A 13,664-nucleotide genomic window follows, 5' to 3' on the forward strand; every position below is an offset into this window, starting at 1 on the left:
GGCGCAGCCGAACCCTGGATGCCTCTGGCTGGCGTTGTTTCTTGCGCTGCGGGTGGTTGGTTGACAGCCGATCAGTTGGCCACGGCGGCCGTCACCACGATCTCGATGCGGTACGCCGGGTTGGCGAGTGCGGCCTGCACCGTGGCGCGTGGCGGGGCGGTGCCGGGCACGACCCAGGCGTCCCACACCACGTTCATGGCGGTGATGTCGTTGATGTCCGTCAGGTAGATCTGTGTGCGCAGGATGCGCGACTTGTTGCTGCCCGCCTCCTCCAGACGCTGCCGCACCTGTTCCAGCACGTCCTCGGTCTGGCCGGTGATGTCGGTGTCGCCGCGCTCGGGCACCATGCCCGCGAGATAGACCACGCCATTGAACACGGCGGCCTCGCTGTAGCGCGCGGCCATGCCGATGCGGGTGATGTCGCTGGACGTGCTCATTTCTTCTTCGCTCCGAGTTTGCTTTCCGTGCCTGCGAGCAGGCGGTTGATGTTTTCCGAATGCCGCCAGATCAGCAGCACGCCCATCACCGCCAGGCTCAACACCTGCACGCCCGGCGCGTCCCAGGCCACGCGGTGGCCGAACAGGAAGTAAGCGGGCGCGAACACCGCGGTCACGATGGACGCCAGCGAGGAATAACGGAAGAAGAAGGCGATGATGACCCAGGTGACCAGCGCCGCCAGACCCAGCCAGGGCTGGAAGCCGACGATCACACCGGCTGCCGTGGCCACGCCCTTGCCACCCTGGAAGCGGAAGAACACTGGATACAGGTGGCCCAGGAAGGCGGCCAGGCCCACCAGCGCCACCGTGCCCTCGCCCAGGCCATAGGCCTCGCCCCACCACTTCACCGCCACCACCGGCAACCAGCCCTTGAGGGCATCCAGCAGCAGGGTGATGACCGCGGCGGCCTTGTTGCCGGAGCGCAGCACGTTGGTGGCACCCGGGTTCTTGCTGCCGTAGGTGCGCGGATCGTTCAGACCCATGAGCCGGCTCACCAGCACGGCAAAGGACAGGGAGCCGATCAGGTAGGCCGCCAGCGTGGCCAGCAAGGGGTAAATCATGGCAGGTGCTCCTCGTTCTTGTAGGGTCGTTGCGCCGCGTGTTGCGGCTGCTGCTGCGGCGTTGGCGCAGGCGTTCTATTCTGCCAGCGCGCATTGCACCGGCTGGGCACCCAGTGTCGCAGTGAGCACCGCGGGATCGATGCCAACCAGGAAGCCGCGGCGCCCGCCATTGATCCAGATGCGCGGCAGTTCCAGCACGCCAGCCTCCACCCACACGGGCATCTCGCGCTTGAGGCCAAAGGGCGAGGTGCCGCCCACGAAATAGCCACTGTGCCGGTTGGCCACCTCGGGCTTGCAGGGCTCGACCGACTTGGCACCGATCTGGCGCGCCAGGTTCTTGGTCGACACCGTGCGGTTGCCGTGCATCAGCACCGCCAGCGGCTTGCCTGCCTCGTCCTGCATGATCAAGGTCTTCACCACCGCAAACGGGTCCAGCCCCAGCACCTGCGCGCTGTGTTGCGCGCCGCCGTGCTCCAGGTACTCGTAAGGGTGCTCGCTGAATGCCACGCCATGGGCTTTGAGCCAGGCGGTGGCGGGGGTTTCGCTGATGTGGGTCTTCTTCGCCATGGGATCACGCGGGTTGCTGCACTGTCTTCATCCAGAGATGCCGTGGTACCGCCCTGCGACCAGCGCCGGACGGGCCACAGGCATCACCCCCCGAGGGGACTCCCCTCACTGCGCGGGGTCCCGGTGCGTCCAGCGGATCTTGTCGATGGCGGCCAGCAACTCGGGCGAGAGCGTGGTGCCCCAGGCGTCCAGGCACTCGTCAAGCTGCGCCACACTGGTCACACCGATGATGGTGCTGGCCACGCGCCGGTTGGTGTAGCAGAACGCCAGCGCCATCTGCGTGGGCGTGAGGCCGTGCTCGCGCGCCAGTGCGTTGTAGCGCCGTGCGGTGTCCAGCGCTTCGGGGCGGCCCCAGCGCTGTTTGCGCATCGATTCGTAGATCGCCATGCGGCCTGCGTCGCCCACCAGGCCGGTTTCGTCGTACTTGCCGCTCAGCAGGCCGAAGCCCAGCGGCGAATACGCCAGCAGCGACACGCCCAGGCGGTGGCAGGTTTCGTCCAGGCCGTTCTCGTAGCTGCGGTTGATCAGGCAGTACGGGTTCTGCACCGTCGCCACGCGCGGCAGGCCGTGTTGTTCGGCCAGGCGCACGAACTCGTGCACGCCGTAAGGCGTTTCGTTCGACAGGCCGACGGCCTTGACCTTGCCGGCCTGCACCAGCTCGGCCAGGCCTTCGAGCTGCTCCAGCACCGACGGCGCGGGCTTGTCCTTGGCGGGATCGAAATAAATCGCACCAAAGCTCGGCACGTTGCGCGCCGGCCAGTGGATCTGGTACAGGTCGATCACATCGGTCTGCAGGCGGCGCAGGCTGGCTTCACAGGCTTCGACGATGCCGGCCTTGCTCACCTCGGGACGCAGCCAGGGCATGCCACGCGCCGGGCCAGCCACCTTGGTGGCCAGCACCAGCCGGTTGCGCGCACCCGGGCGTTTGGCGAACCAGTTGCCCAGGATGGTTTCGGTGGAGCCGCTGGTTTCGGCGCGCGCTGGCACCGAATACATCTCTGCCGCGTCCAGGAAGTTGACGCCACGCTCCAGCGAGCGGTCCAGGATGTTGTGCGCGTCGGCCTCGTTCACCTGTTCGCCGAAGGTCATGGTGCCCAGACACACGGGGGTCACCTGCAGCGCACTGGCGCCCAAAGATAGGTTTTTCATGCAAGGGGATGTAAATAGGACAAGAGGAAGCAATCGGGCCGGGAGGCCGGGGTATAAGTTTAGGGTGCACCGGCCCAGGCAAGGGACAAGCGCCTCGATACCCGTGGCGCGCACCCTGAATGGCCCGCACTTTTTTCGTCAACCCAATCCAAAACGCAGTGGAGAAAAACATGTCCCAATTCAATACCCGATTGACCCGCGGCCTGACCCTGACCTCGCTGGTGGCTGCCATCGCCCTGGCCGGTTGCGCCAACATGAGCGAGACACAATCCGGCACCGCCAAGGGCGCCGGCATTGGCGCCGTCGCCGGCGCGCTGCTGGGTGCGGCCACCGGCGGCTCCAAGGGCGCGGCCACCGGTGCCGTGCTCGGTGCCGGCGCGGGCGCGGCGGGCGGCTACATCTGGTCCAACAAGATGCAGGAACAGAAGAAGTCCATGGAAGCGGCAACCGCAGGCACCGGCATCGGCGTGAGCCAGACCTCGGACAACCGCCTGAAGCTGGACGTGCCGGCCGACGCCGGCTTCGCCACCGGCCGCTCCACGGTGAGCCCCACGCTGCAGAACGTGCTGAGCCACTTCGCCGGCACGCTCAACGCCAACCCGGTCACGGCCGTGGCCATCGTCGGCCACACCGACAGCACCGGCAGCGACGCGGTGAACAACCCGCTGTCGTTCGACCGCGCCAACGCCACGCGCGATTACCTCGTGGCACGCGGCGTCTCCGCCACCCGCATCGCCACCGACGGCCGCGGCTCGCACCAGCCGGTGGCCGACAACGCCACCGCGCAGGGCCGTGCGACCAACCGCCGGGTTGAAATCTACGTGGCCGAGCCAGCCGCGAAGTGATGCTGCCCCGCACCCCTTGCGCCTGATCACCGGGCGCAGCGGAGGTGCACCGGTCACGCGCTCATGAACAGTTCATGAGCCATTCGTGAACCGTTCGTGAGCTCAAGGAGCCCGGCATACGCCGGGCTTTTTTGTGGGTGGCTCGCACGGCAGGCCGTGTCGCTGGCACGACTGGCCCCGGCCGGCGCACGTGCAGCGCGTCACTATGATCTCCCGCATGTACCAAGCCCAGAAACCGTCGCGCAGCGAATTCGTCCCGATCCGCCACCTGCAATACCACGTGCGCCAGTGGGGCCAGCCCGACGCCGCGCAGCCGCCGCTGGTGCTGGTGCACGGCTGGATGGACGTGTCCGCTTCCTGGCAGTTCGTGGTGGACGCGCTGCGCACCGAGCGCTGGATCATCGCGCCCGACTGGCGCGGCTTCGGCCTCACCAAGGGCGATGGCCCGGCGCCCGACAGCTACTGGATGCCCGACTACCTGGCCGACCTGGACCTGCTGCTGGACCACTACGCCGGCGAGCGCGCGGTGGACCTGGTGGGCCACAGCATGGGCGGCAACATCGCCATGGTTTACGGCGGCGTGCGCCCGCAGCGCATCCGCCGCCTCGTGAACCTGGAAGGCTTCGGCATGCCGGAGACGCGCCCGGCCCAGGCACCGGCGCGTTATGCGCAGTGGATGGACGAGCTCAAGACCCTGCACCGCGGCGAGAACGGCCTCAAGGGTTACCCCTCGGTCGAAGGTGTGGCGCAACGCCTGATGAAAACCAACCCGCGCCTGCCGCGCGACAAGGCCGACTGGCTGGCGCGCCAGTGGGCCGCGCCCAACGAGGCTGGAGAGTGGCGCATTCTGGGTGATGCGGCCCACAAGGTGGTGAGCGCCAACCTGTACCGGCTGGACGAAGCGCTGGCGGTGTACCGGTGCATCAGCGCCCCGGTGCTGTCGGTGACCGCCAGCGACGACAGCCTGAGCCAGTGGTGGAAAGGCACCTACACGCTCGATCAGTACAAGGAGCGAGTCCGTGCCGTGCCGACGCTGCAGAGCGCCGAGGTGCTCGACGCCGGCCACATGATGCACCACGACCAACCGGTGGAGCTGGCGCGCCTGATCGAGGCGTTTTTCGACGCCCGGGGCTGAGATACCGCAAGGTCTTGTCGCCCGTCATACCGTACCGTCTGTTGCTGGCTTGCTGCAGGCGGCAGGCATACTTGGGACCTATGTTTTCCGCTCTAATGTCCCTTCCTGTTCCTAAAAGCACGCGCGCCCTGGCCGCGTTGTCCCTGCTCTGCGCGCTCTCGTCCCCGGCCTTCGCCACCGACTGGACGCTGTGCCCCGGCATCAACCAACCCATTGCCGAGGGCGACACCGGCCCGCGCTACGAAGCCTTTTTCTCGCCTTACACGCACCACTGGTCACACGACGACGAGCACAAGCGGGTGGTCGCACTCAGCGTGAGCCGCCTGCTGCCGAATGACCGCTTCTGCGGCGTCAGCCTGTTCCGCAACTCCTTCGGCCAACCCTCGGCCTACGCCTTCGTCGGCAAGTCCTGGCCCGGCCTGTGGCCCAGCCAGCCCAAGGTGTATGCCTCGGTGACGGCCGGCATCATGTACGGCTACGTCGGCAAGTACAAGAAGAAGGTGCCGCTGAACGTCGGCGGCTTTTCGCCGGCACTGATCCCGGCCGTGGGCTACCGGTTCTCCGAACGGGGTTCGCTCGAAGTCCAGATCCTCGGCACCGCTGCCCTGATGTTCGGCACCACCTGGCGCTACTGAGGCGGCCAAGCCCGCGGGGGCATGAGAAAATCCCTGTCTTTGAACACAGACAGCAGGAAACCGCCCCATGGAAGCCGAACACAGCAACGCCATCCGAAGCCAGCTCGAAGACCTGACCACCCGCGTGGTCGAGCTCCGGAGGTATCTTTGACTACGATGCCAAAGCATTGAAGTTGAAGGAAGTCGAGTCCGCACTCGAAGACCCGACGGTCTGGAACGACCCCAAGCGCGCCCAGGATCTGGGCCGCGAGAAAAAATCCCTGGAAGACGTGGTGCACGTGCTCGACCGCCTCACCCGCGAGCTGGCCGACAACACCGAGCTGTTTGACATGTCCGAAGAGGACGGTGACACCGCCGGCCTGCTCACCATCGAAGGTGAAGCCGCCAAGGTGGCGGCCGACGTGGAAAAGCTCGAATTCCGCCGCATGTTCAACAACCCGGCCGATCCGCTGAACTGTTTCGTGGACATCCAGGCCGGCGCGGGCGGCACCGAAGCCTGCGACTGGGCCGGCATGCTGCTGCGCCAGTACCTGCGCTACGCCGAACGCAAGGGTTTCTCGACCACCATCGAAGACGAGACCGAAGGCGACACCGCCGGCATCAAGAGCGCCACCATCAAGGTCGAGGGCGAGTACGCGTTCGGCCTGTTCCGCACCGAGACCGGTGTGCACCGCCTGGTGCGCAAGAGCCCGTTCGACTCCTCGGGCGGCCGCCACACCTCGTTCGCCTCGATCTTCGTCTACCCCGAGGTGGACGACTCGATCGAGATCGACATCAACCCGTCCGACGTGCGCACCGACACCTACCGAGCCTCGGGCGCGGGTGGCCAGCACATCAACAAGACCGACTCGGCCGTGCGCCTGACGCACATCCCGACCGGCATCGTGGTGCAGTGCCAGGACGGCCGCAGCCAGCACAGCAACCGCGACGTGGCGTGGAAACGCCTGCGCTCGCGCCTGTACGACCACGAACTGCGCAAGCGCCAGGAAGAGCAGCAAAAGCTCGAGGACACCAAGACCGACGTGGGCTGGGGCCACCAGATCCGTTCGTACGTGCTGGACAACAGCCGCATCAAGGACCTGCGCACCAACGTCGAAATCTCCGCCACGCAAAAAGTGCTGGACGGCGACCTCGACCCTTTCATTGAAGCCTCGCTCAAATTGGGAGTGTGATGCATGACTTCATTGCGTGAAGGCCCCACCACCGTGGTGCGCCGAGAAGACTACGCCGCCCCGGCCTACTGGATCGACAGCGTCGACCTCGGCTTCGACCTCGACCCGGCCAAGACCCGTGTGCTCAACAAGATGCGGGTGCGCCGCAACCCGGACGTGCCGCCCCAGGCCCTGCGCCTAGACGGCGAAGAACTGAGCGTGGCGCGGGTGCTGGTCAACGGCGCCGGCTGCTCGTTCAAGATCGATGGCAACCAGCTGGTGCTGGAGAGCCTGCCGGAGGGCCACGAACCGTTTGACCTGGAGATCTTCACCATCTGCGTGCCCGAGAAGAACACGCAACTGATGGGCCTGTACGTGAGCCAGGGCACCTTCTTCACGCAATGCGAAGCCGAGGGCTTCCGCCGCATCACCTACTTCCTGGACCGTCCGGACGTGATGGCCAGCTACAGCGTGACGCTGCGCGCCGACAAGGCGAAGTACCCGGTGCTGCTGTCCAACGGCAACCTGGTGGAAGAAGGCGCCCTGCCCGATGGCCGCCACTTCGCCAAATGGGTCGATCCGCACAAGAAGCCGTGTTACCTGTTCGCGCTGGTCGCCGGCCAGCTAGTGGCGCGCGAGCAGCGCATCACCTCGCGCAGCGGCGGCCAGCACCTGCTGCAGGTCTATGTGCGCCCCGGCGACATGGACAAGACCGAACACGCGATGAACTCGCTGATCGCCAGCGTGGCCTGGGATGAAGCCCGCTTCGGCCTGCCGCTCGATCTGGAGCGCTTCATGATCGTCGCCACCAGCGACTTCAACATGGGCGCGATGGAGAACAAGGGCCTCAACATCTTCAACACCAAGTACGTGCTGGCCAACAGCGCCACCGCGACCGACACCGACTTCGCCAACATCGAGTCGGTGGTGGGCCACGAGTACTTCCACAACTGGACCGGCAACCGCGTCACCTGCCGCGACTGGTTCCAGCTGAGCCTGAAGGAAGGCCTCACCGTCTTCCGCGACCAGGAATTCAGCATGGACCTGTGCGCCGAACCTTCGGCGCGCGCGGTCAAGCGCATCGAAGACGTGCGCGTGCTGCGCACCGCGCAGTTTCCCGAAGACGCCGGCCCGATGGCGCACCCCGTGCGCCCCGACAGCTACGCCGAGATCAACAACTTCTACACCGTCACCGTCTACGAAAAAGGCGCCGAGGTCGTGCGCATGATGCAGACCCTGGTCGGCCGCGACGGTTTCGCCCGGGGCATGAAGCTCTACTTCGAGCGCCACGACGGCCAGGCCGTCACCTGCGACGACTTCGCGCAGGCCGTGGCCGACGCCAACCCCGAGAGCGACCTCAACCGCCTGCTGCCGCAGTTCAAGCGCTGGTACAGCCAGGCCGGCACACCGCTACTGCGTGCCGAAGGCGTGTTCGACGCTGCCACACGCAGCTACACCCTGACCCTCGCGCAAAGCTGCATGCCGACACCGGGCCAGGCGCTGAAAGAGCCCTTCGTCATCCCGGTCACGCTCGGCCTGCTGAGCGCCGACGGCCAGCCACTGCCCTTGCAACTGTCACCGGACGCACAGCCCATCACCGGCGGCAACCACACCTTCGTGCTGACACAAGCCAGCGAGAGCCTGCGCTTCGAGAACCTCGACGCCGAGCCCGTGCCTTCGCTGCTGCGTGGTTTCTCGGCACCGGTGCTGCTCGACGTTGCCTACAGCGACGCCCAGCTGCTCACCCTGCTGGCAGCCGACCCCGACCCATTCAACCGCTGGGAAGCCGGCCAGCGCCTGGCCCTGCGCCGCGCGCTCAAGGCAATCCAGGACGGCGGCCCGGTGGCCGGCGCACCGCTGGACGAAGCCTTCATTGCGGCCATGCGCGACGTGCTGCGCCACCCGCAGCTGGACGCCGCGTTCAAGGAGCTGGTGCTCACGCTGCCGAGCGAGACCTACATCGCCGAACAGCTGGCCGAGGTTGACCCGCAACGCGTGCACGCCGTGCGCGAAGCCATGCGCAGCCAGCTCGCCAACGCGCTGCTGAGCGACTGGGTGTGGGCCTTCGAACAGCACAAGGACAACGGCGCCTACCGCCCCGACCCGGCCAGCACGGGCCGCCGCGCGCTGGCCGGCCTGGCGCTCGGCATGTTGTGCGTGGCCGCACGCGACAGCGGCGATGCGGTCTGGCCCGGCAAGGCCTACCAGCACTTCAAGGACGCCGGCAACATGACCGACCGCTTCAACGCGCTGTCGGCCCTGGTGGTGAGCGAACATGCGCTGGCACGAGACGCGCTCAGCCGCTTCCACGTCCTGTTCCGCAACGAAGCCCTGGTGCTCGACAAGTGGTTCGCCCTGCAAGCCGGTGCGCCCGACCGCGGCGGCAACGTGCTGCCGGCCGTGCGCCAGCTGATGTCGCACCCCGACTTCAACCTCAAGAACCCGAACCGCGCACGCAGCGTGGTCTTCAGCTACTGCAGCGCCAACCCCGGCGCCTTCCACCGCGCCGACGCGGCCGGTTACCAGTTCTGGAGCGAACGCGTGGTCGAACTCGACGCCTTCAACCCGCAGGTTGCCGCCCGCCTCGCGCGTGCGCTGGACCGCTGGAAGAAACTCGCCGAGCCCTACCGCAGCGCCGCGCGCGAAGCCATCGCCCGCGTGGCGGCCAAGCCAGACCTGAGCAACGACGTGCGCGAGGTTGTCACCCGCGCCCTCGCCGACTGAACCACTGGAGCACCCGATACCCATGAGCACCAAACGCATTTCCTTCACCCGCTACCTGGTCGAACAACAACGTGTTGACGGCCACATCCCCTCGCAATTGCGCCTGCTGCTTGAAGTGGTGGCACGCGCCTGCAAGAGCATCAGCCAGGCCGTGAACAAGGGCGACCTGGGCGGCGTGCTCGGCGCGGCCACCACCGAGAACGTGCAGGGCGAAGTCCAGAAGAAGCTCGACATCATTGCCAACGAGGTGCTGATCGAAGCCAACGAATGGGGCGGCCACCTCGCCGCCATGGCCAGCGAGGAAATGGACAGCATCTACGTGGTGCCCAACCGCTACCCGCAGGGTGAATACCTGCTGCTGTTCGATCCCCTGGACGGCTCCAGCAACATCGACGTGAACGTCAGCATCGGCACCATCTTCAGCGTGTTGAAGAAGCCCGACGGCAGCGCCGGCGTGAGCGAGCAGGACTTCCTGCAGGCCGGCGCCCACCAGGTGGCCGCGGGCTACTGCGTCTACGGCCCACAAACCACGCTGGTGCTCACCGTGGGCGATGGCGTGGCCATGTTCACGCTCGACCGTGAGCAGGGCTCCTTCGTGCTGACGCAGGAAAACGTGCAGATCCCGGCTGACACCAAGGAATTCGCCATCAACATGAGCAACATGCGGCACTGGGATGCGCCGGTGAAGCGCTACGTGGACGAATGCCTGGCGGGCACGGAAGGCCCGCGCGGCAAAGACTTCAACATGCGCTGGATCGCGAGCATGGTGGCCGACGTGCACCGCATCCTCACCCGCGGCGGCATCTTCATGTACCCCTGGGACAAACGCGAGCCGAACAAACCCGGCAAGCTGCGCCTGATGTACGAAGCCAACCCCATGAGCTGGCTGGTCGAACAAGCCGGCGGCGCCGCCACCAACGGCCGCGAACGCATCCTCGACATCCAACCCGGCAAACTGCACGAGCGCGTCAGCGTGATCCTGGGCTCGAAGAACGAAGTCGAACGCGTGACCACCTACCACCGCGAAGCTTGATCCACATCCGGCTATAATCGCGGGCGTTGCCGGTGTAGCTCAGTCGGTAGAGCAGCTCATTCGTAATGAGAAGGTCGGGTGTTCGATTCATCTCTCCGGCACCAACATACAAAAGCCCCTGACTGTCATGGTCAGGGGCTTTTTCTATGCAGCTGCGACCTAACCACCGCTTGTTCTGTTGGCAACTCGCGCTCACCTGTGAGAGATCTCGCTAGAACCGCAGGCTTCTTGAGCTGTCATGGACAACCAGCAGGCTCGCCATTCGCTGTTGAATCGTGACGTCGCTCACAACGGATTGAGCCCAAGCATCAACGGCCTCCGCGACATCCATAGCAAAAATGTCCGCTTGAAGTTGCAGTGTGCCGTTTGATTGGTTCATGTGTATCAGTGAGCCGTCTTTCATCGGCGAAATAAAGTGGAAATCATTCAGCGCCTTCCTGGCCCGCTGCTCAAGAACGTCGCTGCCTTCGTGCAAATAACTGCAACGCAGCGCATAGAAATCCTCAGCACAAAGAAAAACGTGCTTTTCCCTGTGTGGCCCAATCAGGCGCGTGTATTTGGGCTCCAGCCACTTCTGCACCCACTCAACGTACCGAACCCTTGAGCCCCGTGAGGGGTCCTCCAAACGGCCACACACGTCTGGAAGAGACAGTGCCATCGAAAGCGCTGCGTACCAGTTCTCGCTGTCGCAAGCAGCCCTAATCGCGCTGGTGAATCGATCCACATCTCTCCTCGATGGAAAAAAACCAGACTTCGGTCGGCTGCCGGGCAACAGTAAAAGACAAAACCTGCAGGTTCAGCCAAATCGATCCGGCGAAAACGGCCGCACATCCACCCGCGGCGTGGCGCCCGTCACCATCGCTGCCAGCAGTTCGCCGGTGATCGGGCCGAGGGTGAAGCCCTGGTGGCCGTGGCCGAAGGCGCACCACATGCCGGGTACTGCGGGCACCGGGCCGAACACCGGTTTCATGTCGGGCATGCAGGGGCGTGTGCCCATCCAGGGTTCGCTTTCCACGCGGGCACCGAGCGGGAAACTCTGCCGTGCGATGCGCTCGGCGGCTTCGATCTGGTTCGGCGTGCGCGGGGCGTCCACGTAAGCCAGCTCGGCGCCGGTGGTCAGGCGCAGGCCGTCTTTCATGGGGGCGACCACGTAGCCGTATTCGGCATCGATGACCGTGCTGTTCAGCGGTCGGTCCGGCAGCGGTGTGTAGTGCATGTGGTACCCGCGCTTGGGGATCACCGGTGCGGTGTAGCCGAAGCGCGATGTGAGCTGCATGCTCCATGGCCCGAGCGCCACCACCACCTGCGGCGCGCACAGCGTTTGCCCGTCTGCGGTGCCCACCTGCCAGCCGCCGTCATCGGTGCGGTGCAGTGCCATGGCGTCGCCCAGGTGCACCGCGCCGCCGCGCTGCTCGAAGAGTTTCGCGTAGGCCTGCACCAGATCACCCGGGCTGCGGATGGCTACGGGGTCGGTCCAGCGCACGGCGCCGGCGAAGGTGCCGAGCAATGCGGGTTCTTCACGCGCCACGTCCGCGCCACTCAGCTTGATGTGGTTCACGCCGGAGCCGGCGCGCTCGTCGGCTTCCTTGAAGAAGCTGTGCAATTCACGTTCGCTGCGATACAGCATGAGGTAACCCTGCCCGGCCACCAGGGCCTCGGCACCGGCGTCGCGCATCAACTGGGTGTGGGTCTCCAGCGAGCGTGCGATCAGGGTTTCGTATTGGCGCGAGATCTCGGCATATGGCCTTGGCGCGGAGTTGCGGTAGTAGGCCCAGAGTGGCCCGAGCATGCGAGCGGCATCTTTGGCGTGGTAACGCACGTCAACACGGCGGTTGCTCGCACCCGTGAGCAGAAAGCCCAGATCGCGTGGCAGGGCATACGGCGCGATGGCTTCGCGCTGGATGATGCCGGCGTTGCCGTACGAGGTTTCGAGGCCGGGGGCGCGCCGGTCGAGCAAGGCGACCGACTGGCCGCGCGCCTGCAAATGCAACGCACAGCCCACACCGACCATGCCTGCGCCAAGAACGATGATGTCGTGCGTCATGCTGAAAGTGATTCTAGTTGCCACCATTTTTATGGCAGTGTGATGACACCCCGTGAAGCTGGAAGGGCATCTGTTGTATCTGCGGGGAAACCCGCTTGTGACAGTGAAGTGTCACAAAGCTTTCTCTGCGTTTCGGTGAAATACACAGGACTTCTTGCATGGTGCAAGAAGCAGGGGCCCACCGCCCTGCATCCTTTTCATCGGAGCAATTACATGAAGAAGAGCCTCGTCGCTCTGGCCGTCCTGGCCTCCACGGGCGCTGCCCTGGCGCAGTCCAACGTCACCCTGTACGGCCGCATCGACTCCTCGATCGGTTCCAACAAGGTCAACGGCGTGAGCACCACGCAACTGTTCAGCGGCAACCTGTCCTCCACCCGTTGGGGCCTGCGCGGCAGCGAAGACCTGGGCGGCGGCCTCAAGGCCATCTTCGGTCTGGAACAAGGCTTCGACAGCAGCACCGGCACGCAAGCCGCCGGCTCCGCCTTCGACCGCCAGTCCATCGTCGGCCTGAGCGGCGGCTTCGGTGCGGTCAAGCTTGGCCGTCACGACACCTCGTTCGACGACATCCGCGACCTGAGCGTGAGCAGCAACCTCTGGGATTCGGAATTCAGCTCCACCAAGATCGCCTACACCGCCGGTGTCGCCGACTACTCGAGCCGCGCCAGCAACCAGATCCGCTACGAGTCGCCCTCCTTCGGCGGCTTCAGCGTGGGCGCCAGCTATGGCCTGGACGAAGACGCGACCGTGAAGGCCGACACCACCGCCTTCAACCTGCGCTACAAGGCCGGCAACCTGGACGTGGGTGTCGGTTACCAGGACCAGAAGGCCAACAGCCGCGAGTACACCACCGTCGCCGGTGCGTACAACTTCGGCGTGGCCCGCCTCTCGGCTGGCTACAACCGCGCTGAAATCAAGAACGGCAACAAGGCCAACGGCTACACCATCGGCGTGAACGTGCCCATGGGCAACATCGACCTGTCGGTGGGCTACGCCTACAGCAAGGCCAAGAACGTGGCCGGCACCACCGCCGCCAAGGGTTCCGCCCTGTCGGCCGGCGTGACCTACACGCTGTCCAAGCGCACCCGCCTGTACGGCGCGCTGCTGGACGGTTCGGTCGAGAACGGTGTTGGCGTGAAGACGCTGGACCGTCGCATGTACTCGGTCGGCGTGCGTCACGACTTCTGATCGCACACCACCCCTGAGTTAGTTACTTCCTTACCTATTCCAAGGTTTCATGCCCCCTCACCCGGTTTCGGGTGAGGGGGCTTTTTGCTTGGAGGAGAGAGGCCTCCCCCTCCAGAGGCACCGAGGGTCCGGCTCCGCC

13 protein-coding genes and 1 tRNA gene are annotated in these 13,664 nt (G+C 65.6%); 8 read left to right on the forward strand and 6 right to left on the reverse strand.

Translation table 11 applies throughout. From position 1 onward, the window contains the following. Window positions 1–71: 71 nt before the first annotated feature. The 4 genes from HPA01S_RS21240 to HPA01S_RS21255 form a co-directional block, all read right to left on the reverse strand. Complete coding sequence (locus HPA01S_RS21240) at window positions 72–437, reverse strand: RidA family protein (protein ID WP_066273292.1); 366 nt, start codon at window positions 435–437, stop codon at window positions 72–74. Continuing rightward, a complete protein-coding gene (gene plsY, locus HPA01S_RS21245) occupies window positions 434–1,057 on the reverse strand; it encodes a glycerol-3-phosphate 1-O-acyltransferase PlsY (protein WP_066273293.1) in 624 nt (207 codons plus the stop codon). The genes HPA01S_RS21240 and plsY overlap by 4 nt, the downstream gene beginning before the upstream one ends. A 75-nt stretch (window positions 1,058–1,132) precedes the next feature. Beyond that, window positions 1,133–1,624 carry an aminoacyl-tRNA deacylase gene (locus HPA01S_RS21250; protein WP_066273294.1) on the reverse strand — a complete coding sequence of 164 codons (492 nt, stop codon included), beginning with the start codon at window positions 1,622–1,624 and terminating at the stop codon, window positions 1,133–1,135. Between the two features lie 105 nt (window positions 1,625–1,729). After that, a complete protein-coding gene (locus HPA01S_RS21255) occupies window positions 1,730–2,773 on the reverse strand; it encodes an aldo/keto reductase (RefSeq protein WP_066273295.1) in 1,044 nt (347 codons plus the stop codon). 170 nt (window positions 2,774–2,943) lie between these two features. Here HPA01S_RS21255 and HPA01S_RS21260 point away from each other — a divergent pair, with 170 nt between their 5' ends. The 7 genes from HPA01S_RS21260 to HPA01S_RS21290 all read left to right on the forward strand — a co-directional run bounded on the left by HPA01S_RS21260 (window position 2,944) and on the right by HPA01S_RS21290 (window position 10,400). Continuing rightward, the gene (locus HPA01S_RS21260) at window positions 2,944–3,618 is read left to right on the forward strand and encodes a YiaD family glycine zipper/OmpA-like lipoprotein (RefSeq protein ID WP_066273296.1); all 675 of its coding nucleotides are present in this window, start codon (window positions 2,944–2,946) and stop codon (window positions 3,616–3,618) included. A 217-nt stretch (window positions 3,619–3,835) separates the two neighbouring features. Then, window positions 3,836–4,753, forward strand: a complete 918-nt coding sequence (locus HPA01S_RS21265) for an alpha/beta fold hydrolase (RefSeq protein WP_066273311.1) — start codon at window positions 3,836–3,838, stop codon at window positions 4,751–4,753. A gap of 95 nt (window positions 4,754–4,848) precedes the next feature. Continuing rightward, the gene (locus HPA01S_RS21270) at window positions 4,849–5,388 is read left to right on the forward strand and encodes a hypothetical protein (protein ID WP_084360891.1); all 540 of its coding nucleotides are present in this window, start codon (window positions 4,849–4,851) and stop codon (window positions 5,386–5,388) included. A gap of 67 nt (window positions 5,389–5,455) precedes the next feature. After that, window positions 5,456–6,560 (forward strand): peptide chain release factor 2 gene (gene prfB / locus HPA01S_RS21275; RefSeq protein WP_157085135.1). Its coding sequence is split into 2 segments (ribosomal slippage): window positions 5,456–5,536 and window positions 5,538–6,560, totalling 1,104 coding nucleotides; the frame shifts between segments, so codons are not numbered across the junction. 3 nt (window positions 6,561–6,563) lie between these two features. Then, entirely contained in the window at window positions 6,564–9,263 is a 2,700-nt protein-coding gene (gene pepN / locus HPA01S_RS21280) for an aminopeptidase N (protein ID WP_174525313.1), read from the forward strand. A gap of 22 nt (window positions 9,264–9,285) precedes the next feature. Next, complete coding sequence (locus HPA01S_RS21285) at window positions 9,286–10,296, forward strand: class 1 fructose-bisphosphatase (protein WP_066273304.1); 1,011 nt, start codon at window positions 9,286–9,288, stop codon at window positions 10,294–10,296. 28 nt (window positions 10,297–10,324) lie between these two features. After that, a tRNA-Thr gene (locus HPA01S_RS21290) sits at window positions 10,325–10,400 on the forward strand. Window positions 10,401–10,507: 107 nt separating this feature from the next. Here HPA01S_RS21290 and HPA01S_RS21295 read toward each other — a convergent pair. Both HPA01S_RS21295 and HPA01S_RS21300 read right to left on the reverse strand, forming a co-directional pair. Continuing rightward, entirely contained in the window at window positions 10,508–10,876 is a 369-nt protein-coding gene (locus HPA01S_RS21295) for a hypothetical protein (RefSeq protein ID WP_169801568.1), read from the reverse strand. 216 nt (window positions 10,877–11,092) lie between these two features. Next, the gene (locus HPA01S_RS21300) at window positions 11,093–12,340 is read right to left on the reverse strand and encodes an NAD(P)/FAD-dependent oxidoreductase (protein ID WP_066273308.1); all 1,248 of its coding nucleotides are present in this window, start codon (window positions 12,338–12,340) and stop codon (window positions 11,093–11,095) included. A gap of 213 nt (window positions 12,341–12,553) precedes the next feature. On the opposite strand from HPA01S_RS21300, the gene HPA01S_RS21305 reads away from it, so the two are divergent. Next, entirely contained in the window at window positions 12,554–13,525 is a 972-nt protein-coding gene (locus HPA01S_RS21305) for a porin (protein ID WP_066273310.1), read from the forward strand. Window positions 13,526–13,664 lie beyond the last annotated feature (139 nt).

It is taken from the genome of Hydrogenophaga palleronii NBRC 102513 (genome assembly GCF_001571225.1).
Classification (GTDB): domain Bacteria; phylum Pseudomonadota; class Gammaproteobacteria; order Burkholderiales; family Burkholderiaceae_C; genus Hydrogenophaga; species Hydrogenophaga palleronii.

Excerpts from the sequence above, each read along its gene's own strand:
- HPA01S_RS21240 (WP_066273292.1), bottom strand. The coding sequence starts at position 437 with ATGAGCACGTCCAGCGACATCACCCGCATCGGCATGGCCGCGCGCTAC.
- plsY (WP_066273293.1), bottom strand. The coding sequence starts at position 1,057 with ATGATTTACCCCTTGCTGGCCACGCTGGCGGCCTACCTGATCGGCTCC.
- HPA01S_RS21250 (WP_066273294.1), bottom strand. The coding sequence starts at position 1,624 with ATGGCGAAGAAGACCCACATCAGCGAAACCCCCGCCACCGCCTGGCTC.
- HPA01S_RS21255 (WP_066273295.1), bottom strand. The coding sequence starts at position 2,773 with ATGAAAAACCTATCTTTGGGCGCCAGTGCGCTGCAGGTGACCCCCGTG.
- HPA01S_RS21260 (WP_066273296.1), top strand. The coding sequence starts at position 2,944 with ATGTCCCAATTCAATACCCGATTGACCCGCGGCCTGACCCTGACCTCG.
- HPA01S_RS21265 (WP_066273311.1), top strand. The coding sequence starts at position 3,836 with ATGTACCAAGCCCAGAAACCGTCGCGCAGCGAATTCGTCCCGATCCGC.
- HPA01S_RS21270 (WP_084360891.1), top strand. The coding sequence starts at position 4,849 with ATGTCCCTTCCTGTTCCTAAAAGCACGCGCGCCCTGGCCGCGTTGTCC.
- pepN (WP_174525313.1), top strand. The coding sequence starts at position 6,564 with ATGACTTCATTGCGTGAAGGCCCCACCACCGTGGTGCGCCGAGAAGAC.
- HPA01S_RS21285 (WP_066273304.1), top strand. The coding sequence starts at position 9,286 with ATGAGCACCAAACGCATTTCCTTCACCCGCTACCTGGTCGAACAACAA.
- HPA01S_RS21300 (WP_066273308.1), bottom strand. The coding sequence starts at position 12,340 with ATGACGCACGACATCATCGTTCTTGGCGCAGGCATGGTCGGTGTGGGC.
- HPA01S_RS21305 (WP_066273310.1), top strand. The coding sequence starts at position 12,554 with ATGAAGAAGAGCCTCGTCGCTCTGGCCGTCCTGGCCTCCACGGGCGCT.